The 22,263-nt window shown below is 44.1% G+C and carries 29 protein-coding genes and 2 pseudogenes; 29 read left to right on the top strand and 2 right to left on the bottom strand.

Annotated elements, in window-relative coordinates:
• The first annotated feature begins 156 nt into the window (after positions 1 to 156).
• From ACFYKX_RS10895 to ACFYKX_RS11015, 25 genes and pseudogenes are all read left to right on the top strand, one after another.
• Positions 157 to 528, top strand: coding sequence for a hypothetical protein (locus ACFYKX_RS10895; protein ID WP_389360928.1), 372 nt, complete (start codon positions 157 to 159; stop codon positions 526 to 528).
• Positions 525 to 947, top strand: coding sequence for a thioredoxin family protein (locus tag ACFYKX_RS10900; RefSeq protein ID WP_389360930.1), 423 nt, complete (start codon positions 525 to 527; stop codon positions 945 to 947). Before ACFYKX_RS10895 ends, ACFYKX_RS10900 begins: the two co-directional genes overlap by 4 nt.
• 452 nt (positions 948 to 1,399) lie before the next feature.
• A complete protein-coding gene (locus ACFYKX_RS10905; RefSeq protein ID WP_389360932.1) occupies positions 1,400 to 1,912 on the top strand; it encodes a hypothetical protein in 513 nt (170 codons plus the stop codon).
• A gap of 102 nt (positions 1,913 to 2,014) precedes the next feature.
• The gene (locus ACFYKX_RS10910; RefSeq protein WP_389360933.1) at positions 2,015 to 2,365 is read left to right on the top strand and encodes a hypothetical protein; all 351 of its coding nucleotides are present in this window, start codon (positions 2,015 to 2,017) and stop codon (positions 2,363 to 2,365) included.
• Between the two features lie 318 nt (positions 2,366 to 2,683).
• Entirely contained in the window at positions 2,684 to 3,145 is a 462-nt protein-coding gene (locus ACFYKX_RS10915; RefSeq protein WP_389360935.1) for a hypothetical protein, read from the top strand.
• Between the two features lie 80 nt (positions 3,146 to 3,225).
• On the top strand, positions 3,226 to 3,660 hold the full coding sequence (locus ACFYKX_RS10920) for a macro domain-containing protein (protein ID WP_389360936.1): 435 nt from the start codon (positions 3,226 to 3,228) through the stop codon (positions 3,658 to 3,660).
• A gap of 693 nt (positions 3,661 to 4,353) precedes the next feature.
• Positions 4,354 to 5,205: pseudogene (locus ACFYKX_RS10925) on the top strand (methyl-accepting chemotaxis protein); the annotation flags it as partial.
• Positions 5,206 to 5,472: 267 nt separating this feature from the next.
• A pseudogene (locus tag ACFYKX_RS10930) lies at positions 5,473 to 5,928 on the top strand (protoglobin domain-containing protein); the annotation flags it as partial.
• 33 nt (positions 5,929 to 5,961) lie between these two features.
• Complete coding sequence (locus ACFYKX_RS10935; RefSeq protein ID WP_389361196.1) at positions 5,962 to 6,444, top strand: methyl-accepting chemotaxis protein; 483 nt, start codon at positions 5,962 to 5,964, stop codon at positions 6,442 to 6,444.
• A gap of 12 nt (positions 6,445 to 6,456) precedes the next feature.
• Positions 6,457 to 6,885, top strand: coding sequence for a chemotaxis protein CheW (locus tag ACFYKX_RS10940; RefSeq protein WP_389360938.1), 429 nt, complete (start codon positions 6,457 to 6,459; stop codon positions 6,883 to 6,885).
• Positions 6,886 to 7,026: 141 nt separating this feature from the next.
• On the top strand, positions 7,027 to 7,839 hold the full coding sequence (locus ACFYKX_RS10945; protein ID WP_389360940.1) for a metallophosphoesterase: 813 nt from the start codon (positions 7,027 to 7,029) through the stop codon (positions 7,837 to 7,839).
• Between the two features lie 30 nt (positions 7,840 to 7,869).
• Positions 7,870 to 8,163 (top strand): hypothetical protein, encoded by a 294-nt coding sequence (locus tag ACFYKX_RS10950; protein ID WP_389360942.1) that lies wholly within the window; start codon positions 7,870 to 7,872, stop codon positions 8,161 to 8,163.
• Positions 8,160 to 8,633 carry a hypothetical protein gene (locus tag ACFYKX_RS10955; RefSeq protein ID WP_389360944.1) on the top strand — a complete coding sequence of 158 codons (474 nt, stop codon included), beginning with the start codon at positions 8,160 to 8,162 and terminating at the stop codon, positions 8,631 to 8,633. The genes ACFYKX_RS10950 and ACFYKX_RS10955 overlap by 4 nt, the downstream gene beginning before the upstream one ends.
• The gene (locus ACFYKX_RS10960; RefSeq protein ID WP_389360946.1) at positions 8,626 to 8,829 is read left to right on the top strand and encodes a hypothetical protein; all 204 of its coding nucleotides are present in this window, start codon (positions 8,626 to 8,628) and stop codon (positions 8,827 to 8,829) included. The genes ACFYKX_RS10955 and ACFYKX_RS10960 overlap by 8 nt, the downstream gene beginning before the upstream one ends.
• On the top strand, positions 8,826 to 9,149 hold the full coding sequence (locus ACFYKX_RS10965) for a DUF3850 domain-containing protein (protein ID WP_389360948.1): 324 nt from the start codon (positions 8,826 to 8,828) through the stop codon (positions 9,147 to 9,149). Before ACFYKX_RS10960 ends, ACFYKX_RS10965 begins: the two co-directional genes overlap by 4 nt.
• Positions 9,150 to 9,312: 163 nt before the next feature.
• Complete coding sequence (locus ACFYKX_RS10970) at positions 9,313 to 9,711, top strand: hypothetical protein (RefSeq protein ID WP_389360950.1); 399 nt, start codon at positions 9,313 to 9,315, stop codon at positions 9,709 to 9,711.
• 284 nt (positions 9,712 to 9,995) lie between these two features.
• Entirely contained in the window at positions 9,996 to 10,784 is a 789-nt protein-coding gene (locus ACFYKX_RS10975) for a phosphoadenosine phosphosulfate reductase domain-containing protein (RefSeq protein WP_389360951.1), read from the top strand.
• Between the two features lie 293 nt (positions 10,785 to 11,077).
• Positions 11,078 to 11,224, top strand: coding sequence for a hypothetical protein (locus ACFYKX_RS10980; RefSeq protein ID WP_389360953.1), 147 nt, complete (start codon positions 11,078 to 11,080; stop codon positions 11,222 to 11,224).
• A gap of 33 nt (positions 11,225 to 11,257) precedes the next feature.
• Positions 11,258 to 11,470, top strand: coding sequence for a hypothetical protein (locus ACFYKX_RS10985; RefSeq protein WP_389360955.1), 213 nt, complete (start codon positions 11,258 to 11,260; stop codon positions 11,468 to 11,470).
• Positions 11,467 to 11,682, top strand: a complete 216-nt coding sequence (locus tag ACFYKX_RS10990) for a hypothetical protein (protein WP_389360957.1) — start codon at positions 11,467 to 11,469, stop codon at positions 11,680 to 11,682. Before ACFYKX_RS10985 ends, ACFYKX_RS10990 begins: the two co-directional genes overlap by 4 nt.
• A gap of 10 nt (positions 11,683 to 11,692) precedes the next feature.
• On the top strand, positions 11,693 to 12,259 hold the full coding sequence (locus ACFYKX_RS10995; RefSeq protein WP_389360959.1) for a hypothetical protein: 567 nt from the start codon (positions 11,693 to 11,695) through the stop codon (positions 12,257 to 12,259).
• Positions 12,260 to 12,299: 40 nt separating this feature from the next.
• A complete protein-coding gene (locus tag ACFYKX_RS11000; protein ID WP_389360960.1) occupies positions 12,300 to 12,803 on the top strand; it encodes a hypothetical protein in 504 nt (167 codons plus the stop codon).
• A 21-nt stretch (positions 12,804 to 12,824) separates the two neighbouring features.
• Positions 12,825 to 13,538 carry a hypothetical protein gene (locus ACFYKX_RS11005; protein ID WP_389360962.1) on the top strand — a complete coding sequence of 238 codons (714 nt, stop codon included), beginning with the start codon at positions 12,825 to 12,827 and terminating at the stop codon, positions 13,536 to 13,538.
• Between the two features lie 100 nt (positions 13,539 to 13,638).
• A complete protein-coding gene (locus ACFYKX_RS11010; protein WP_389360963.1) occupies positions 13,639 to 14,625 on the top strand; it encodes a hypothetical protein in 987 nt (328 codons plus the stop codon).
• A gap of 62 nt (positions 14,626 to 14,687) precedes the next feature.
• Positions 14,688 to 15,017 (top strand): hypothetical protein, encoded by a 330-nt coding sequence (locus ACFYKX_RS11015; protein ID WP_389360965.1) that lies wholly within the window; start codon positions 14,688 to 14,690, stop codon positions 15,015 to 15,017.
• 55 nt (positions 15,018 to 15,072) lie between these two features.
• Here ACFYKX_RS11015 and ACFYKX_RS11020 read toward each other — a convergent pair whose 3' ends face one another.
• Both ACFYKX_RS11020 and ACFYKX_RS11025 read right to left on the bottom strand, forming a co-directional pair.
• Positions 15,073 to 16,395 carry a replication initiation protein gene (locus ACFYKX_RS11020; protein WP_389360967.1) on the bottom strand — a complete coding sequence of 441 codons (1,323 nt, stop codon included), beginning with the start codon at positions 16,393 to 16,395 and terminating at the stop codon, positions 15,073 to 15,075.
• Positions 16,396 to 17,142: 747 nt separating this feature from the next.
• A complete protein-coding gene (locus ACFYKX_RS11025; RefSeq protein ID WP_389360969.1) occupies positions 17,143 to 19,698 on the bottom strand; it encodes a hypothetical protein in 2,556 nt (851 codons plus the stop codon).
• 211 nt (positions 19,699 to 19,909) lie between these two features.
• Between ACFYKX_RS11025 and ACFYKX_RS11030 the strand changes: the two genes are divergently transcribed.
• The 4 genes from ACFYKX_RS11030 to ACFYKX_RS11045 all read left to right on the top strand — a co-directional run bounded on the left by ACFYKX_RS11030 (position 19,910) and on the right by ACFYKX_RS11045 (position 22,261).
• A complete protein-coding gene (locus ACFYKX_RS11030) occupies positions 19,910 to 20,668 on the top strand; it encodes a hypothetical protein (protein WP_389360971.1) in 759 nt (252 codons plus the stop codon).
• Positions 20,669 to 20,694: 26 nt separating this feature from the next.
• Positions 20,695 to 21,057 (top strand): hypothetical protein, encoded by a 363-nt coding sequence (locus ACFYKX_RS11035; protein ID WP_389360972.1) that lies wholly within the window; start codon positions 20,695 to 20,697, stop codon positions 21,055 to 21,057.
• A 247-nt stretch (positions 21,058 to 21,304) separates the two neighbouring features.
• Complete coding sequence (locus ACFYKX_RS11040; protein WP_389360974.1) at positions 21,305 to 21,820, top strand: endonuclease domain-containing protein; 516 nt, start codon at positions 21,305 to 21,307, stop codon at positions 21,818 to 21,820.
• A 69-nt stretch (positions 21,821 to 21,889) separates the two neighbouring features.
• Complete coding sequence (locus tag ACFYKX_RS11045) at positions 21,890 to 22,261, top strand: hypothetical protein (RefSeq protein WP_389360976.1); 372 nt, start codon at positions 21,890 to 21,892, stop codon at positions 22,259 to 22,261.
• Positions 22,262 to 22,263: the final 2 nt, after the last annotated feature.

Below are 22,263 nucleotides of genomic sequence, written 5' to 3' on the forward strand. Positions count from 1 at the left end.
CGTTCTTGATTCAGTTCAAGGGCTGTAGATGGGGCACTTCATCAGTCTGAAATTCGTTCGTTCGAATTCAGATGGAAGTTCGCCACAAGCCGTCTTCTTCGAGAGATTCTGATTATCCCTGTTCATTTCAGATGAAAGGGCAAAAGGAGGGTAACCATGAAAAACAAAATGGAATGGCATCATTTCCAAGAAGCCCAATTTTTACGCACCATCACCAAATACATCCGAGAAGCCTTGCTTCATGACATTACCGCAGGAGAAGCCTTCAATGTTACGTTAAGCCTGGTAGAGGAAAACGGAGTCCTTCAAATGAAAAAGATTGAACACCTCATGAACACTTCTACCACACTAGACCTTGCGAACCAGTTGCTTGCCAACCGACTTCAGGTAGACATCTCTTCCATGGAAAACTCGAAGGTGACTTACGAATGCCTAAAAAAAGAGATTCAAGTCAAAAAAGAGTATGAACCGGAAGAATGGAGTGCATTGTTAAAACAGATTCGAAATGAACAGGAAGTGACGGTATGAAAAAACTCCTCTTGTTGATGAGCCTTTGTTTTCTTGTGCTAGCGGGGTGCAATCAAGAAAAGGGAGGGTCTTCCTACAGCGAAGTGAACGTGAAAACCCCTTCTATGGCAGATGTCCTCGAGCAAAAAGAAACGGAATACCTGGTTTACTTCTGGCAAACGAATTGTGCCTATTGCAAGGAGTTTCATCCTATTCTTGAAACGTACACCCATTCAGATGGTGCTTTACACGTATATGGATTTAATCTTGCTACCGAAGGGTATTCCTTCTACACCCAGCAACTCGGGCTTCAAGGAACCCCTACCTTGTTCAAAGTGAAAGAAAAAGACGGGAAACGGGAAATCGTACTTGCTGCGGTGGGCGTGTTAACGCTTGAAGAACTAAACGAGTTTGCGTCCCTCGATGAATCAAAAGAGTAGCCCTGTATGAGAGAGCGACTTGCTCTCTTTTTTCTTGAATCGACGTATACGTGACGTACACCATTCGCCTTCCGAAGACGCGAAAACGTACACGTACTGTTTACACATTGAGGAGAATTGGAGATTACATGTTTCCAAGATTCCATCTTCCTTCTAGTACCTACTTAAAAAAACAAGAGAAAAACGCAGCATCAACGGGACAATAGGGGGAAAACGGGGGAAATTCGCTTCTAGCGGCGACTGAGGGCGATTTTCGCTGGATTTTGACCCAATAGGTCCTCATTCCTCCGTTCTTTTCCTGATTATTCTAGTTATGTTCTAAAGGAACGTACGAATCCAGAATTGCTAAACCAACTTTTTTCGAGAAAGTCTGATAAAACCCTTACTTTGAACATCGGAATTCTGATATAATGATGGTACTTAATAAAATCGAATGGAAAGGAGTTTTTCTCTTGAAACCATACCGCACTACGTTGGATACTGGATTTAGTCTCGACCGATTTACGTTAAAACCGAAGAAAAACGTGAGAATCTATGAGGAAACGAGAGATAATCACAATCCGAACATGGTGCGAGTTACTTCAGAGGGAGAATTTCCCGTTCCAACTTGTTTGTATCTCGTGTTTGAGGTTCCTTGTCATTTGATTTCCAAAGAAGATCTAAACGATCTAACAAAGCCTCTGCACCAATGGCTTTCGGGAACGGTTGTAAAAAAAGATTCCTTCTATGAGATGACGGTCTATCATCGTCAAGCCTTTCATAGCGGTTTCGTTTCCCAATTAGCCAGACTCGGGCTCATTCATTTGACTTGGTTTACGGAATCAGATGACGGAGAGAAGGGATATGTGAATGCAAAAGGGTGGAAGATGCTCTATAACCTTTACAGTCTATCCTTCTATACTCTCAAAAAAGCCTTAACAAAAGAGAAAAACGTAGAAAACAAGAGGAAACCAGACTCTCCTTAATCCATTCATCGCTTTCCTTTTATGAGAATGGGCAAAAGCCTGATTCTCCGCTTTATCTGAAGACCTTTAGGAATTCAGAATAAGAAAAGGAGGGTTTCAACCATGGAACACATCGCCTTAGCACCTCACGTAGAAGAAAAACTGAAGAGTATTCTGGAAGAATCCCCAACGCTTGAAAAACCGAGAAAAACGAAGCGTAGCCGAGCCTACTATCGCTCACAAGCCCGCACGAAGTACCAGCACCGAAAACGAGAAGCCGTTCAAGTCTTTCAAGAAGAACCTGAGTTTCAAGGGTTCAGCCGTCATCACTGTTTAGGGTGTTCGTGCTATATGTGTAAATGGGGGAAGAAGTTAGGGCTTGAAAAAGCCAAATACATCCTCCCACCATACGACGCTTTCCTTCTCCAATACTCTACTGATACCATTCTGAAAGAAACGGAACCTCTTGTTTAAGCCCTGAAATAAAAGGAGTGAATACCTCTTTGCAAGACCTTGAAGTGGGTACTGCCCACATTGTCATCGCCCTCATCAGTCTTTGGCTACTGGTTCAACACCATAGCATCCTATACTTTAAAAAACGAAAGGAAAAACACCGATGAAGTGGAATCTTCATTTTACCTTCGCCTCCCTGTTTTTTGTTCTCTCTTTCTTTCCGATTCCTCAATCAATTCGGTTCTCAAGCATTCTCGTCATGCTCATTGCTCTCCTTGTAGGACTCTGGCAGGACATGGATGATGAACCCAACCCCAACCATCCCCCGAGGTGATATTCATGAAAAGACTATCCGCACTCAAAAATCAGTTTTTTCCGCCTGCTGCCTTTTCCCATTTGATTCTAGGTGTCATATTTTTAGGCGTCGCTTACATGCCCGTCTTTAACACCACCGCTCGCATGTCTTTCCTCCTCCTTACATTCATTGCCTTTTCGATGTATATGCACCACATGATGCTCAAAAAAGCCTATGAAACGGGCAAGAAGATTCAACAAGCCCTGCAAACACCTCCTGCATTGTGGGAGATGGTAGATGCCACCGTATCCCTAGAGCAATCAAACACGTATGCTCCAGATTACGTCAATGTGTCGGCTTTCTTTAGTCAAGGCGGAAATGTACGGTGTGAAACATTTCTGCTTCCTGAAAAAGAAGTCTTGAAAGATCTCCATTTAGGCTCGATGGAGCTCCGATTGTTTCTCGTGGAGAACGTCATTGTGAAAGTGGAGCGAAAACGGTATTAGAGGTTAGGTACTCCGCTTAATCCGAATTCTCGTAAAGAAATTCGGAATCTTTAGCGTGACATATAAGAGGAGGAAGGCAAATGAAATACACCGAACAAAAACAGGATTTGTTTACCGTCTCTCGTGATTACACCCTTGCTCACTGTATTAGTACGGATTGCAAAATGGGAGCGGGGATTGCGAAGACCTTTCGTGACCTCTACCCGAAAATCCCGAAGGTGTTACTAGCACTCTATCCGAAAATCGGGCAAGCCGTGTGCTACCGTACGTCAAGTGGGCAACGAATCTACCATCTCATCACAAAACGCCTCTATTGGGAAAAACCGACTTACGAATCCTTACGAGCGACCTTGCTTGATTTAAAGAAGCAGATGGTGAATCGTGGGGAAGGAAAGTTAGCAATTCCTCAGATTGGATGTGGGTTAGACCGATTGGAGTGGAATCAGGTGAGCATCATGATTCAAGACATCTTTCAAGACACGGATATTGATATTCTGGTGTGTAGATTGAAGTGAAAATCCTCGTGTTAGATCCCGTTGGGTCTAGCACCTTATCTCTGAATTTCTTCACCGTTCTTCGGTACTAGAAGTTCAGAACATTTTTTTGTGCAAAGGAGAACATGCATAGTGAAAACCATGAAACTAAGAAGTCGTATGCTCTTTTGGATGATGCTGCTTACAATGATCCCTCTTTTGGTTCTTGGAACTCTATCCTACATCACAGCCAAATCCACCATTCTTTCCATGGCTCAAGAAGATTTGAGTCAATTGGTCAAATCCAACAGCCACATTTTGAAGCCTTACATGAAATCCGAACAAATCGTCAACCATGACAAAGAAAAGATGGGGAGAACGTTCTATGAACTTCAAACCGAATACTTTGAAGCCAATAAACATCATGGAGAAGCGTGGATCATCGACCGGAAAGGGAAAATCCTCGTTCACTCCAAGCGTGTGAACGGTGAAAGAAAGGGTGACTATGTCGATGAGATGAGGAAAATGAAAAAAGGATTTCTCACCTTTACTCATCAAGGGAAAACACAATATGCAGCCTTTCACACCTTTTCCAACGGAGCACTTTTTGCCATTACCACACATGAAGAGGATTTCTTAAAAGAAACCAAACACATGGAAATGATTTTGCTCGGAACCGTGGTTCTAACCGGTGTAGTCGTCTTGTTGTTCTCTCTTCGCTTTGTGAGTCTCATGACGAAACCTATTCTTGCCCTAACAAAAGCAGCCGAGCAAGCCGCTCGTGGAGACTTAACCGTCACCATCCCGAAGGCAAGAAAAGACGAGATTGGATCACTTGGGGATTCTTTCCTCAGCCTCATTCATGAAATCCGTAACCTCCTTCATTCCTTACAAGATGTGAGTACTCGTCTTCAATCATCTTCCACCGAATTCCTCGTGAACGTAGAAGATACCAAAGAAGTGAATCATGGTATTTTAAAGAACATGCAACAAACTCACGAGAATATGATTCAGCAGACGCAAGCCACAGAAGAAAATGCTTCTTCCATGGAAGAGATCGCGAAAAGCACGATGTACGTAAGCGAAAAAACGATGGCGATTACCGAACTCTCTCAAGATTCTCAAGAAAAAGCCGAAAAAGGAGAGGTCCTCATTGGTTCGTCTATTGACCAAATGAAACACATTCAATCCTCGTTCTCTTCCCTCACCCAAAGCATTGAATCTCTCTCTGCTCGTTCGAAAGACATTGAAGCAATGGTCACCCTCATCAACCAAGTCAATGAACAAACCGATTTGCTCGCGTTGAATGCAGCGATTGAAGCCGCTCGAGCGGGAGAAGCCGGGCGTGGATTTGCAGTGGTAGCCGATGAGGTACGTAAACTCGCGGAGCAATCCCGAAAATCAGGGGAAGAAATTGTCTCCCTCGTCTCCAAAATCCAAGAAGAAGTGAAAAACAGCGTCAAAGCCGTGAGGTTCACCACTAGAGACATTCAAAAAGGGGTGGGAATGGTGGAAGATGCCGGAAATCAGTTCTCTTTCATTTCGGAATCCGTGTCACACATCCATGAAAACATTCAAGAAATTTCTGCCTTCACCGAGCAAATGAGTGCAAGCGTCGAGGAGATGACCGCAAACTCTGAAACGATTTCCATCCATACGAAACAAACCGCTACTCAAGCGAAAGAAGTCACAGAAGCAATGGAAGAACAACTTTCCCACCTTCAAGACATGAAAGAGGGAAGTGTAGAACTCAAAAACATGGCAGATGAAATCAATGCCATTACCAAACCATTCCAAGTGTAAACCATTCAAGAGCGGAAAATCTCCGCTCTTAAACAGAAAGGATGAACGTTCATGAGCATTACCGTACAAGGATTTTGGAAAACCATTGTGACCTATGCAGGGCTTACGCAAGACCATTTGGATGTGTTACACCGAAACAAAGCGTTTTTTGAACACCACGCCGAAGAAGTGATAGGGGTGTTCTATGACCGAATGGGGCAAGTGCCAGATCTAAAACGCATCGCCGAAGAGCATTCCAGTTTTGACCGACTAAAGAAAACCCAAGTGGAATACTTCAAAATGCTGTTTTCCGATTCCATTGATGAAAAGTACGTCAAAACACTCTCTCACATTGGTACGGTTCACGCTCGTATCAATTTGTCCCCCCAATATTACATGGGAGGCATTAGCGTGTATCTCGATGAGATGTTCCGTTTGTGCCAAACACACGAAGAGGGGCTTACTCTGTTCAACGCGTTTAGCAAACGAATCTTCTTTGATGCGAAAATCATCTTAGAACAGTACGACAAAGACAAGGAACATATGGCCTATAAAGAAACGATGCAAACCCTCTCTTCTGACCTCGCTCAATCGCTTTCCTCCATTACCCAAGTAGCCGACTCGTACTCACAAAGTGCAGTAAACCTTCATGAACACCAAGAAGTCATTGTGAATGCCATCGACACCCTAAAGGCTGGTTCCCAAAAGATTAGCAAACTATCAGACTTTGTGATGCAAGTGTCTTCCAAAACCAACTTGCTCGGGTTGAATGCAGCAATTGAAGCCGCTCGAGCAGGAGAGGCGGGGCGTGGATTCTCCGTGGTCGCTCAAGAGGTACGCAAACTGGCAGATGAAGCCAAAGGGTCTTCTCAGGAAATCCAAGAGATGATTGCGTCAATTACAAACCAAATTGAGAACATCTCCTCACAAGTTCAAGAGACGATGAACATTTCTCAAGATCAAGCCGCAAGTGCAGAAGAAGTCGCCGCTCTCATTCAAGATGTAAAAGAAGTGGCCGTGCGTTTGAAAGCACAAGCCCATTAAGGAGGAACGTACATGAATACGTATGTCGTGTTTCGAGTCGGGGAATCCTGGTATGGGGTTCCCGTGTTAGACGCTCAAGCCATTGAGGAAGCAAAACCCGTGGATAAAATCCCGAAATCCCCCGTGCATGTAGAGGGAATCTACTCCTTTCGTGACCAGTTCTGTGCGGTCATCAATACAGGGATTCTATTTGGCCAAGACCCCACTCAACTCCATCCTCCATCCCGCTTCATTCTCATGGAGAAAGATGGAAAGCCTCTTGCTTTCTTTGTGGATGAAGTTCAAACGATTGTAGAATGGGAAGAACACAAGATTCAAAGCCTCATGGTGCCTCTTGCTGGAGGCGGATTGCAGAAGGTGAGTGTGTATCACGACGAAGAACGAGCAGTGGTTCTGCTTTCTCTTGTGACGGCTTTAGAACTCTATCAATCTCAAGTATAGGCAATGGAGTAATCTAACACGTCCTCTAATCCAATTTGGAAAAGGGGGGCGTGTTTTTTTATTTTCTATCTATTACTAAGAATATCGGTATTATGGTATAATAAATGTATGTAAAACATTAAAGAAAAGGAAGGGATGAACGTGGGGAAAACCTATGTATGTAGCGATTTACACGGACAGTTTTTAGCCTTTCAAAAAGCCATCCAAGTATCGGGATTTTCCCTTGAAAAAGGAGACCATCTTTGGTACCTGGGGGATGCGATTGATCGCTGGGGTCATTCAAAAGCCTGTTTTGAAACCATCTACAACTGGAGAGAACAATATCCTGAACAAGTGAAGTTTCACATGGGCAACCATGAGAAGATGCTCCTTGATTTCCTGGCTTCTCCGAACGAACTCAGTCTATCGATGAATGGGCAGTTGTGGCTTCAAAACGGGGGGATGCAGACCTGTTTTTCTTTCTTGAACGAATTCTACGACCAAATGCCTCCCACTTTCATGGATTTGCAACAAGCCTTTCTGACGCACTATCCAAATCTCATCCAACAACTTCGAAGCCTTACCCTCTATCATGAAACCGATGACGCCATTTTTACCCATGCAGGACTGTACCCACATGTCCCCCTAGAAGAACAAACGATGGATGATTTCCTCTGGGTACGAGATGAATTCTTCGAACACTACAACGGAAAACTCGTGGTGCATGGACATACGCAAACCTTCACGATTCCCGATTACAGTAAACCGATTCGAGATCGTTACGGGCGAATTGAAAAGTACGGCACACGAGAAGGGCTTCATATCACCCCTCACCGTATCGGGATTGACGGTGGTTGTGCTTCCAGACATGAATTCTACTTCATTGAGTGGCCAACGCTCAAAACGTACGTCATTCCGTGTGAACGCATCCATGATTGGGATGTAAAAGAATACAAGTTACAACCCATTGTTTAAAAATCGGTCTTAATCCAAGGAGGAGCAAACATGAAAAAAACCTTTCTATTACTCTATTTACTCGTCTTTGTATTCGCCTTAATCGCCTGTAGCAATGGTTCTGAAGAATATCCAAACGCTGTCGTCGAAGGAGATTCTTCATTTGTCCGGGTAAACGGGGCAATCGACATCCTCATGGACACTCGTTCGGGGTGTTACTACTTAGAAGAACCAAATGGCCATGGTGCGGCGATCACGACGGTTCTTTACAAGTGGGATGAGGAAAAACGGATGGGGGTTCCTGATTGTGACCCCGCTCGGATTCAAAAAGGAGGCACGAAATGAGTGAACTGAAACCCTTCGTCATACGGTATCGCATGAATCAAGCCTTGGACCAACTCGCTTTGCTAGAGCAAGAATGGTTGGGTCTTGATTGGATTGAAGCAGAAACCGAACTCCCTTTGCCTGTGATCTGGAAGTACCTCATCCAGCAGCAACAAGAAGGCATTCTTCAGTTTTCTTGCTTTCATATTTGCCGAAAGGAAGAGAAGACCTGTCACACGTTTAAGGAGTATCCGTTTGTTCAACTCCCACAAGGGATCGGATTTAACACCTCAGAAGACTTTGGAGCGGTGAAAACGTGTCCGAATTGTGGAAGTGAGGTGCCTGTGGATCCTGCGCACTTGTGGCTCTTGTTCCGCTTCACAGAAGAATACAAACAACTCGTGAAAGAGGCAGAGGCGAAAAAAGGAAATGGAAGGATGTTTCCGAAATCTGTACAGCAGAATTCGGATAGATTGAATCTTCATGGATAGGAGTATAGAGGAAAAAGACGTTGTTGTAGGAAAAACCTATCATAACGGAGGGACGAGACGAAGAACGGTCGTTGGATTTCACGGTTCCTTTGTCTTGTACCGAACACCCTCTCACAAAAAACAAGTCTTAGGCGTATCCCTTTGGAATTTTGTGAGCTGGGCAAAAGGAATTGTCGGAGAGGGGAAAAAACGATGAGATACCAAGTGGTACCGATGGAGATGTCACGGTTTCAAAGATTACTAAAAGGGCAATTGAAGTTGACGTTAGAAAATGACCGTAAATTCAAAGAAGGGGATTGCGTGATATTCCAGGAAACACATGCTGGGAAGGTCTCGTATTTTACGGGGAGAGCTATTGCTCACATCATCACCTCCATTCAAACCAAGCCAACTGGCCATATGATGTTGTTGAATGGGCACTGTCTCCTGAATCTTCGTATATTAACGGAAGCAGAGGAAGAGATGTACCACCCTGTCATTGATCGACTAGCCACGTTCAAATTACGCGGAGCCTAATCCGAATTCTTTTTAAGAAATCGGAATCAATCCGAATCTTCGGATGAAGACCCTCTTTTAGAGGGCTTATGCACCTTTTGTGTCGTTGTTAAGAATATAGGAATCATAATATAATATAGGTATGTATAGATTTGGACTATACGATGATAAAGGGGATGTTGACATGGAACAAAATGAAGCGATCACGGTAAAATGCTTGCCTTGCAATCACGAGTTTTCTTACGTACGAACAGCAGGAGATGAAAACTCTCGGGATGACTACTACATCCAGTGTCCGAATTGTGAGACGGGTGAAGATGTTGGAACGTCGTATCCACAAACGTTTGAAGTGTTGAAAAAACCTGTCACATTAAAAGACCAGGTCACGCTTTTCCGTGAGAAAATGATTCAGTTTGCCGAGGAGAAAAAACAACTGCTGGAGTTGCTGGCAGAGATGGATGAAGCCTTCGATTTCTGTGGAACCGATATACCCACTCTACTTGAAGACCGCCATTTTGACCTCATGAGAGCTGCACTCAGTCTGCTTCAGGATCACGACTATGCCCGTGAAGAACATCGCTAATCTGAATAATTTGAGCAAGGAGAATTAGTAGAATGAAGGAGAGATTTTCATGAATGAAACCATAAGAAAAATAAAAGAGTGGTGTGAATTAGCGGAGAAAAAAGAAATCAGTCACACATGGGCCTTGTATCAAATCGAAAAGATCATCAAAAAGTAGTTCCATCTAAGAGAGAAGGCAACCCCTTCTCTTTTTATCGTTACTTATATTGAATATCGGAATGAATTGTGATACAATAGGGATACAAATACCTCAAATCTCACCCTTTTAAAGGAGGCATGTTTATATGACTTCTTCCCTCTACGTACCAAACGAGATTCATAGTCTCATCGAAGATGGAGCCATCTTCTACATATCTCATTCTGGTGGCAAAGACTCTCAAGCCATGTACGCCCTTCTCCAGCACATCGTTCCAACGGATCAAATCGTCGTGGTTCATGCGGATTTAGGAGAAGTCGAGTGGCTCGGGGTTCAAGACCACATTCGAACCAACACGCATCATGAGGTTCATGTCGTACGAGCAGGGAAAACATTCCTCGAGATGGTGGAAAATCGAGGAATGTGGCCAAGTGCTGCTTACCGCCAGTGTACGAGTGACTTAAAGCGTGGTCCTATTTTCAAATTCATTCGAAACGACCTGAAGCAAAGAAACGCCACCATTGCCGTCAACTGCATGGGCTTACGAGCCCAAGAATCCTCCTCACGAGCCAAGAAAAATCCTTTTGCCTACAATGAATCCCAAAGCAGCCACAAACGAGTCACTCGTCATGTGTATGACTGGTTGCCGATTTTTTACTTAACCACGGAAGAAGTGTTCCAATCCATTCGAGAAGCGGGTCAAGAACCTTTCTGGGCATATGAGCGAAACGAGAGACTGAGTTGTGTGTTTTGCATCATGGGGTGTGCGAATGACTTACGCCACGGGGCGGAGCAACGACCTGAATTGTACCGAAAGTATGTAGAACTGGAGAAAAAGATTGGCCACACGATGTTCATGAAAGGAAAAGAACCCATTTCCTTGGAAGACCATGTAGGCATTAAGGTATCAGAACTCAGGGAGCAATGGTCAGCATAGCAAGTTGAATATAGGCCCCTGAAGAAGGGGGTATCCTTAGAAAGGTGGTGGAGTGGATGTGGATGGTTGTCCTTGTTTTAGCGTTTTGTTTGTACCTCGCATTAGGAACCTTCTTTCATAAGCCCGATGAGTGGTCCCTAGCGAAAAAGACCCTTGCTCATATCTTTTGGTTGCCTCTTTGTCTATTCATCTTTGTATTGCTTCTCATAGAAAAACCCAAAATCATGTAACACGTCGATGTTAGAGAGCCTTTCTCTAGCATTCTTATCCGTAACAAAAAGAAGGTGAGAAACTTGTCTTTTACTGAATGGTATGAAAAAACCTATCAAGAGAAATGGCACGAAGACTATGCTTGGCTGTATCGTTTTGCAAGTGAAGTGAGCAAAGGCTACGAAACGTACTGTAAGGAACATAACATTCAACCCATTTGGAATGGGTAGAAAAAGTTCGACTCTACAATAGGAGGGATCCTCATGCTGGTCGCTGGTATTTTTCAAGCCCATAAACAAACCAGAAAAGCGTTAGATCAACGGTTTAAAGAATTAGGGTATGACCTCGCCAACAAACGGTATGTAATAGGGAAAACATTAGGCTATTTGCCGAATCTCAAGGACATGACCATCGAAGAAATGAGAAGAGTCCTAGCCGAGTTAAACCACCATCCAATAAGAAGGGAAGATCAATGATGGAAACCATAGTGGTCTCCTTGATTGTGAAGGGTGAGTTTAAAAACGTCATCATGACAAAAGATATGTTGGGTGACCTTTCTCTGAAACTACGGGAAGAAGGAGTGGTCCCGGTTCATTTGGCAAAAGAAACGGTTCTAGCCGAGGGAGTGGTCGTCTTCGGAAAGGGAGCCAAGCACCAACTCATGGTGTTTTCAAATCACGCGGAATAGGAGAGGTCACATGAAAACCTATCGATTCTTTAAAACCCCGATTACGATGGAGCCACCGATGGTGAAAGTCGGAATGTTTAAGAAAGTTGTGGACCCAAGGCACAAAACGACAGAAGAGATTCTTACTCTTGCGGAAGAACACGGTTGGGGCATGACCACACATTCTCCTCACAACACCCTATTCCTGTTTGTGGAGGAGCATCCATCGAACCTAAATCTCATCTCTAGCATTCCTCGGATTTGGTCGACCTTTCTCATCCCAGAACGCTTTCTTTCCCTGATTGAGCATCAAGAACGTTTAGGAATTTCCGATGTCTCCTTGCATGTTTCCTTCAAAAAGGAGGAGGTCAAAAAAGAGATTCTTCCGGTGGTAAAGGAAGCCGTAAATCAGCGACACATGCACCTCCTCCAAACATTACTGGAGGGAATCGAGTACAAGGAGCAGGGGTGGATAAAAAGCCTTTCTTTCACTTACAAAAACCAACACATCGAAGTGTTTGCCAAAACCATGACCATCACCAATCCCCAACCGTTTGAGTCATGGATCCGTGACGAAGTGGTTTGGAGATTGTTCTGAAATTCATAGAAACTCAGATTACTAGGAGGATATGATTCCCATGGATAAATGGAAACTACATCTCGACTACCCGCAGATTGATTTCGTCAAAATAGACAAATTTGCCAAAACCCATCCCGATTCCTTTCATCTAGTGGAAACGGACCCGAACCACACCTATTACGTGAGTGAAGATTCCCTCCACTTTCAGCAACAAGTCAAAACGCTGCAACTCCGCTCCTTTGAAATCACCCAAGACCGTTTCCTTCGCCTCGTGGAACAAATGAAACGCTACCACTATCAAATTCACACCATCACGTTTACCCATCCGGTCTCCAAGCAAGTATCTGACACCATCGTAGCCTTACTGGAATTGGATTACGATGAGGCGCTCCTCGCCCTGTTAAAGGGGGCCAATCAAGATGTGGATTCTATCACCTTTAAGCACGAAGGCGTTGAGTACCGAGTGACCCGGTTTGCGGAAGTGGAAGTAGTATCAGAAGAACCGTGTCAAATAGCCAATCTCCTGCAGCGAGACCCGCTCATGATTTGGTTAGGCTACTAAATGTTTAAAGGAGGAACCTAGATGAATTCCGCCCAGCAAGTGTTAAAAGAAAACATCGAAACGCTTCAAGAAGGGCTTCGCTTGTTGGAGAAGCCTACCCTCGACAACTTACTCACCTTTTTCACGTTTTCCAAACTTCCGAAACATACCTTGAAATACAACCGGGAGGTCCACTTGGCTCTCATGAGTCATCTGAATGCCATTTTAGAGCCATCTGGCTATCAAATCGGTGAAGAAAAGGTTCGAATGAGTGGTACTTTTGATCTTTACTACCGGTCTGAAATTCCTCTAGGAAATTCAGATAGCAAAGAACATAAGCAAGAATCCGTGTTGCGGTGGATGGGCCAACTCGATATACCGAAACGTCGCTTGTTGTACTTTCCAGATTTAGAAGGCTCCAAGAAAAACATTACGAAACAAGTGGAGCAGCTCGTACAACACAAGACGATCTGGTATGTGTCCGTGGAAGAAGTCAAACAAGAGTTTGAACAATTTACGGCTCTCAAGAAAGTCTTTAAGGCCAAACGGTATGAAGAACTCCAAAAGACGCTAGAGCTGGAACCGACCCTCACCAAAGAAAAAGAAAAGGAATGGAAGGATCGTGAAGACCTTCTTCTTCACCAGCTCCAGGTCATTGAAGAGGAACTTGCACAATATCCCGTTTTAGAAGAATTGCTTGCGTCGATTGGGTTTACGATTCTCAAGCGAGAAGAGGAAGAGTCGATTTCCTCATAAGTCCCCTCATAAGGGGCTCTTTTTATGGGGTTCATTCGTTGAATATCGGAATGTATTTAACGTATAATAAAAGAAAGAAGGTAGGAGAAGGGGGAAAGAGATGAAAAGAGAAGTGATTCCCATGGATGTCGTTCGTTATCTGGAGAAGAAAGCAAAATTTCATCGCCGTATTACGGAAAGAGACATGCATCTTCTGCTGTTCTTTGCTCAAGGATTTTGTCTTGGCATCACCGGAAAACCATTGTTTCGAGAGAGAATCACTTGGAACCCTCATCACTTCATGTTCCCGGTTCTCATTCAAAGTCTCTCAAAGGAATGGGTACATCCCAAGTGGAAGGAGCGAGAGAAGCATAGAAACGTTCCAGAGGATCTATTCTCAAAAGAAGAACAGCACGTGTTGGATACCGTTTGGGTTGTGTACAAGGAGAACCATACATCTTTCTTGACCTCGCTTAAAAACAGCACGCTTTTCAACGAAACGGTAGATTCGGAGGAAAAGATGGTTTCGTTAACGAAATTACGCTCGTACTTTCAAACCCATTGGGTGAAACCAGAGTATGTGGCGAAAGAAAATGAGGACCTTACCGAATTAGAACGTGCTCAACAACTCTATGATAATCCACTAGCTAGACCGAAAACCAAAGCCGAACTCAAACAGGAGAAGCGAGAAAAGAGACAGGCGTTCTTTGGAATCATGGGAGTTTGGTTAAGCGTGTTGTTTCCGGTGGTTTTTGCAGGCGTCATGTTGTACGGCATCTACCATGCCATTAGCGATCATATGTCCTCTCAAACAGGGGTAAGTGAAGTTCACAAGCCCGTCATCGAAATCTTTACCGGCTATGTCACGGGGAAAGAACACATTCCAGGGAAAATCGAAACCGACTACATCATGGTACCAGCCGGATCCAGTTTCATCCAGGTACCAGTGGATCACAGTCTTCCCGATGAATACCTTCTTCACGTTGCCAAAGGACCCGAGGTGAAAACCGTAAAAGTGACTCGTGGATTGTTTACTCAAGTAAAAGAAGCGGAACAAGTATCCATTACCTTTCAAGACGGGTATGTTCAGTCTGTGAAGAAACCATAGAGCCCCTTATAAGGGGACATTATCGGGAATGATATTCCTGCGTTTAAAAAGGAGACGATGAGATGGTTCAAGTAAAACTGGTAAAAAATGAAGAAGAAGTATTGCCAAAGTCGATGATTGTGGTGGCCGAAATGGATGATAAAAGTGGAGTGTTTTCGGTTCAAGGAGGTGTAAATCTTCATGCCTTTGCGTATCATTGTGTGAATGCCGTAGAAGGGTGTATCGAAGAATTGAAAACCACGATTGCCCCACTCGCTCTTACGGATCCCAACGCTGGAGTGAGTACGCTAGAGGAAGCACAAGCATTGGTAGAAAAAGAGTTTCTGTCCATCTTACAAAACCTCTTCCTTCAAAAATCCATTGAATTGACTCTTCGTGAACCTCAAAAATAAAAGATGCCCTCCTGCTAAAAAACAGGAGGGTTTTCTTATGTCCGGTCAAACAGGGTTAGGCTTCGATAACAAGCAACCCATTCATGATTCGTTTCACCTGATCATCGTCGATTTCATGAGGGTGAAGAGGAGGATGTTGGTGCTTTTCTCGGTAGGATTGAATGCTTTCCCATTTGGTCCGTAAGGCTTTTTCCCTGCGAATGCCAACGGCTCTTACTTCTTCTTCCGTGGTAGCATACAAGGTTAATTGATTCTGGTGTATCCGAATGATGTCTTTTAAATCAGCCACATCTCGCTTGGTGAGTTCATCGAGCTGCGTATCAAGTTTTCCGAGAAGAATCTTATACATCGGGTCATCTTGTTCGGTACTTCTGACGACGGTATGATTCGCATAGTTTTCTTCAATGGCTTTAATGAGATAGCCTGCTAGATTTTGAACATCATCGGTCGCCACATCCTGGAGGACATATCGGATGTTCGCATCCAAGTAGTGGTAATCAAAGGTTTCAATGAGGTCGATGGCTTTCTTCTGACGAACGCCATAGCGAACCAGTTTATGTAAAATGTCTTGCAAATCCGTGGTGGTGGTATCAATGTCAATCTGAGGTTTCTTGAACTTCGGATTCTCATTGATGTAAAAGATAAACGAATCAATCTTTCTTCCTTTTTTCTTGTACACCTCGTATTCAAACACGATGTCGGTTTCTTTCTTCAGCTCTTTTTGGGCTTGGTCGAGTACCGATTCTCTAAAATGTTTCATGAGTTTGTATTTGTCATCTGGAATGTTTAAGAGATGACGCAAATCTTCCACTCGGATGACGCGAGAGGTTTTATAGGTTTTCCCGTCTTTCGTCACGGGATTTGAAATCCATTCTTTTTCTTTTAACAATTCATAGATTCGCCAAGAATACTCGCTTTTCAGTTTCAAGACATTGATTAAACGGTATTTCGTATAAGATCGCAAGTTTAAGAGAAATTGAGCCAATGCTTCTCCTAGTTGTATCCGTACCGTACCTTCTCCGTCATTGTAGGTAGAACGTTGCACCCAACTGATTTTGTCTCGTACTTTGCCATTTTCAGAGTGTATTTCTAGCACTTTTTTCTGTAATCCATCAATCGCTTTTTCGACTCGGTCATAGAAACTGTTGGCTTGAATTCCTATGAGGTCGGCTAGGTCCTTGACTCGAATCACATACGTTTTAAAGTCATGATCATCCGGTTGAACAAGAGCCACTAACGCAAAAATAATCCTTCTTTCGGTTAGGGTTAAATCTTGTCGCATGTTTATGAGTTCAGTAGATTGATTGACCCAATAGTTCGGTTTGATTTCCGCCTCTAAATCAAGAGACAATTGCTCATCGCTATAAGTCTCTGGCATGTCCAAAAAACTCCTTCGGTTCTCTTGTCTCCATTCTCAAATGGAGATCACTCTAGGCATTATCATACCGAAGATAGGAGAAATTTTCTAGTTTCTGTCGGAAAATGAAACAAAACTGCAATAAATCCAGAAAAAGAGGGCATATGTCCGTGAAAATGGGGCAATCCGAATTTCCCTAAAGGAATTTCGGAATCAAGAGGGGATTCAGAATTCTTTCATGTTATTATTCTATATTCTGTTTTTATTTCTGTTATTATTCTTGTTACTTGTTAAGAGAGTAGGAGATTCCTAGAGAGACAAGCCATTCAAGTCACATATGTCCTCTAAAGAAGGGCGTGAAGTCCGGCAAAAAAGGGGATATGTCCGTGATAAGAGGGTTCAAGTGTCCGGTCAAAAGATGCGATAGGTCCTCTTAAAGAGGGTGATATGTCCCCTAAAACAGGGGAAAAGTGAGGATACATCCCCTTAAAAGGGGCGATATGTCCCCTTTTTGGGGGTGAAACGGGAAAACCTTACTAATCCGAATTTCCAAAAAAGAATTTCGGAAGAAACCCGTGGTATAAAGGTATGTCCAAGCGACTTGATATATGACAAAAAGAAAAAGATTCTATGTAAGGAATGGATCCGAGCAGGAGTTTCAGATATGACCCGGTTTCCCCGGACATATCCGAATTCCTTTTTAAGGATTTCGGACTAACGATAGACCACAAAATAGAGGACATATAAAAAGAAATAAACCCCCTGCTGTTAAGCAGAGGTTGGAACGCCAAAGACGCTCCAGACATCGATGATGGTTCGGTACGCATCGAGAGTCTCAAAGATACGATGTTCGGCAATACCCTCTCTCTTTAAGAGATAGGGTATTTCTAGGAGTTCAAGTGTAAGTCCTACCTGATTTTGAATGGAGGCGGGAACGACATGTGGCTCGTAGCCTTGTAAAAACAGCCATCGGGCTTTTTTCGGCTCTTCTTTCCAAAGAATTTCAATGACAGAAGAAACCTCTTCTGGATGACACTTCAACCAGATGGATTCTTCCGTGGAAAGAGGCATTAACCTCTTATCGCCTTTGGATTTCCACAAGAGGTGCGCCGCATAGAGTTCTTCTTGCTCGATTCCAGCATATGATTGCAACTCTTTTGGCAAATGAGTCGGATTCTCCCCGGTTACATAGGCTTTTCTCTTTGCTTCGTTTGGAGAAAGTCCGTGATAGAGACGACGGTAGATTCCATCCCAATCAGGTGTTTCCACAGGTAGTGGTTCACATCCTGCTGCTAAAAACGTATCCACGAAAGCACTTGCTTCCTCGTACGTATGGATAGAGGGGCGAAAGACCACAAACGTCACCAGATTCCAGTGAAAAAGAGTCTCGGCGTGACCGTATCCCGGTTGCCAGAAGTACGGAATCGTGTCGCCTGTTTTTCGTTCAGAGGCACGAATCATGGAGAGAATCTCTTCTTCGTTGCCTCCCATATCCTTAAACACGTAAAACAAGTGATGTTTAGGAGCACCCTTTGTGGGATTTAACGTTTTCGGGCGAAGATATTCTTCGTTTTCGCCTCGTGGTACTTGGTAAGGAACCGGTACTTTTCGTTCCGTTGGTTTTCCCTTGTCCACGGTTTTCATGCGAACAATTCGAGGTTTTTGGGTTAGATCACGGTGACGACGCTTTTCGTAAGCCACTCGTTCTTCCTCACTCCACGGAAGCCAAACGGAAGATTCTCCGTACTCATTCAAATCCCAATCGGAATAGATGTCAAGATTTGGAATCGTCGTTTCCGCTTCATTGACGCGAAAATCAGTACGTAACACCAACGCTCCTACATGAGGAACATCTTCTGGGGTGACATCTTCATCGTTTTCGACCCATCCACACTCTTCTTTCCATACTTCTTTGATGTAGTGGAGGTCTTCAGGGGAAACCAGCTCCATTCCAGCTACTCGTTGAAAGTAAAGCGTGTTCTTCAGCAAGTAGATTCGGCCTTTCAGATTGTAACGAGCGAGGGATATGTCCGGGTAAACAGGGCTCCCACCTAAACAGACGGATTCGGTACTTTGAGCAAAGGCTGCTTTCTCTTCTTCTAATCGAGAAAGATAGGCTTGTTTCGTTCCCACTTTCCCTTTTGCCCCTTTCCAAGTCTCTTTTTCGGCTTCTGCGTCATGTAGAAACGGATTATACCAATCGAGGTACCGCTCTCTGAAACTTTTGACGGGCAAGCGGAAGTTCACATCAAAGAGAGAAGAGCGAATTCGCTTTCTGAGTTCTAAAATGGGAGCTGCCCACGGTTCTTTTCGAGTCAAAAAGTACTCGAGCATTTGATCGTCTTTTGGCATCATGCACAAGATACAGCCATTCCGACTCGTTCCACAGCCTTTTCGGTCGGCTTTGTCTACTTGAATCGGGCATTCCCCAGCATCCTTATACATCTTCTCGACTTCAATGGTCGAAACGCCCCACGGAAGTTTCGTGTGGGAGAGAAGAATGCCCCAAACTTGTGATTCTTGAATGGTCGCAATCGGGTGAGACACCCATTTCGTCTCATGCTCTTGAAACATGAAGGCTCCTGTTGGATTGTGCTTTCTCATGCTTTGTGCTCGAGACTCACTTTCTTCGAACCTGGTTCCCAAAAAGACCGTATAGGCACCGTATTCTTTCACAATGTCTTTTAAGAATTGCACTTGAGGTTCAATCTTCCAATCCCCGGTACACCAGCGATTCGGGTTTGCGGGAGTAGGCATGACATTTCCATGAGCAAGGACTTTTCCGGCAAACGTTCTCCATTGTTTCCCTGGTCGATTTTCCGGTTTGGTGAGGACCGCACGTAGGTTTAGGAACCCACGTAAGGCTGCGCTTTCATTTAGGGTGTTTACCTGAAGATGAACGTAACTCTTCATGAGGGGATGCTCCATTAACGTATCACTCGTTAAGACGATGACCTTGCGTGTTTGTTTGTGCAACGGGATCCGTTCATGCATCTTCCAGATAGCGAGAACCAGCAAGCAACTGTCTTTCCCGTACGAGGAAGCCACCACCCACGGGCGAGAGTTGGTTGGGTCTAGGTAGGCAGAGGTCAGTTCTTCAATGACCGGCTCTAGGACTGCTTGAAGACGGTCGTGTTGCTTCCGGATGGTAAGAACTTCATCTACAAGCGTGCCCTCAACGGGGTGAGTAACCATCCCGGCTGGAAAAGGAATCGCAGGAAAGACGGTCGCTACTAGACTATCTTTACACAAAAATGGGTCAGATTCGATGATCTGATGAGGGGTAGGAATCATGTTGTACGAGCATGATTGATTTTGTAGCAAACGTTCTGCCGTTAACGCATCTTGACTGTCGTACCAAGAAATGATGATTTCGTTCATGTTTTAGATCCCCTTCCTTATCGCATATCCATGGGTGTAACTATCTATATTATATCACGTTATTCATGTTTCATTCCCTATTTCTTGTATTGTTTTGGGTGATTTGTTACAATGAAAAGAGGAAAAATCATCATTCAAAAAAGGAGAGAATCTCATGAAGTCGTATCAAAACTGGATAGGGCTTTGCCTCATTGGAGGATTATCCTGTTTGCTCCTTTTCCTTCGCCCTGTTCAAGAGGACATATCAGACGGAGAGCATACATGGAAGTGGAAGACGTTCGCTCATCCACTTGGAAGTGTTACGGTGTTCCAACAAGATGAAAAGCCTCGTCAAATCCTCCAAAATCACGTCACCAGCAAACCCCTTGACATGAAAGCCTTAAAAACAAATAACCAAACCTTGTTTCATACCCTTCATGCCTCAGATGTCACCATTTGGCGACTCCCTTCTAAAAAGAAACCACTCACCCTCACGCAATCGTCTATTTCTCTACCGACATCCTTGAAAGGAATGCAAGTTGCATCCTTTTTGCCGGGAGAATCCTTTACCCTACTTGAGCGAAAAAAAGAAGAGGACGAATGGATCCGCATTTCTCATGACTCTGAAAAAGTGGAGACGTTCCGATTGAAAGACATCGAATCCTCCTTTTTTGAGCAACTCATTCCGGTAGGAGCAAGAGAAGAGGTAGCCAATTTTCACGTGACGCTACGTGATCATTCGTTTAACCTTTCCGTGTTAGAACCAAACCAACTCCCGCTTTGGTTTGATATTACGTTTTCTTACCAGAACGAAGAAGAGTATCATTTCACCGCTTGGTGGAATTGGGACAAAGGAACAGGAGTGGAGCTAAAAGGAGAAGCCTATGGAAAGAAAAAAGGAGAGACCATCGCTCGATTGATTCACACCTACTAGACTCACCAAAGAATAGGAGAGAGAACATGGAAAAACCGTTGAAAATCTTGTTGCTCAACCAAGAAGAACCAAAAGTGCAGCTCGAAACCGATGTCTGTTTGGTCATTGCCCGAACGAACGGGGAAGAAGAAGATACGACCTTCGTTCACTTTGAAAATATCTCGAACTTAAATGAGTTGTTCTCGCTTGGGGTGCTCATGTGGAAAAACATGCAGGAAGCAGCATCTTCCTATATCCAGCAACTTCACCCAGAGTGGTTTGAAGGGAAAAGTGAAGAAGAAAAAGCCAAAATCCTATCAGCCGTGCTGCAAAACCTCATCAAAGAAGCCCACGATCAACTTCAAACCCCGAATGAAGCCACATCTGAATCCTCTGAAACGGTTCATTAACTCTTGCGACATGCTAAAAGAAAGGAGCCTCCATATGAAATCCCTTCCTAAACTCCTCATTCCCGAACACGAAGAAATCCTTGAGATTTTCCCCGACAAAATCATCACCCGCACCGAACTTGGTCGACACACCTACAACCGAGCGTACTATGACCTCCCTCGGATCCCTTCGATTGGCACTTCCAGCGATTCATAAAATTTTGCAAAAAGGAGAAACTAACGCCAACAGAAAAAGGAGAGAACCCTGATGAATCCAGATTGGATTGCCTATTTAGTGTTTGGGGCAGGGGTACTGTTCTTCCTCTTGGCTCAAATCAAACGAGCACCGGATCTGGAAGAAGAACGAAACAAGTGTGGAAGCAAACTCGAGCAAACCTTGTTTGATGCCATTGCCAAAAGCGATTTGCCGCTTCCCACCCTTCAGTACAAACCCTTACCCAACCGAAAGTACCGCCTAGATTTTGCTTACGTCTTAGATGGAGGGCGATGCAAGATTGATGTGGAAGTAGATGGACCGCACCACAGCCTCCCTGAACAAATCCTAAAAGACCGGGAACGAGATACACTTCTCAAGAAACATGGCTGGAAAGTCATTCGCTTTAATCAAAACGAAGTGCGTTCTCGAACCGATTGGTGTGTGGAAGAAATTCGTGATCTTTTGCTCCTCTATGCGGTGAAAAACAAAAGAGATGTGAAAACCTTTACTCGACCACGAGCGAAAACCTCATGGTTCAATAGACGACTCGAATCCCCTTCAAAATGATGGGGATTTTTTAGTGGTTGCGGGAAATGTTTCGGTATAATAATGAAAAGAAGAAAAGGAGGAGAGAAGATGAGAGCACCGATTCCAGATGAAGAGATGAACCTCATTACCGATTGTGTTTATTGCGATTATTTAATCGAGGTGCTGGAGCATGATCAACAGCTCGTGTTCAAAAGTACGTTCAAAATCCCCGAAGCCTGGGAAGGATTCCTTGATGCTCACATCGGCCTTCTCCTAAAAGAACGAGGAACCCTCCGGAATTTGTGCCGAGAAAAGGGAATCAAAGTCATGGATTCTGTATGGGAAGAAGGGGAGTTTTTACGAGTCCCTTATACCGCTAGAGGCTATCAAGGGGAGATGAGGTTTTGGCGATTTGCCCTGCAGCTCGAAGGAGCAAAGCGATTAGAACAGATTTTCCTTCATCCAAACAAAACACCCTAAAC

Origin of the sequence: Cytobacillus spartinae (genome assembly GCF_042865285.1) — a bacterium.
GTDB lineage: Bacteria > Bacillota > Bacilli > Bacillales > Cytobacillaceae > Robertmurraya_A > Robertmurraya_A spartinae.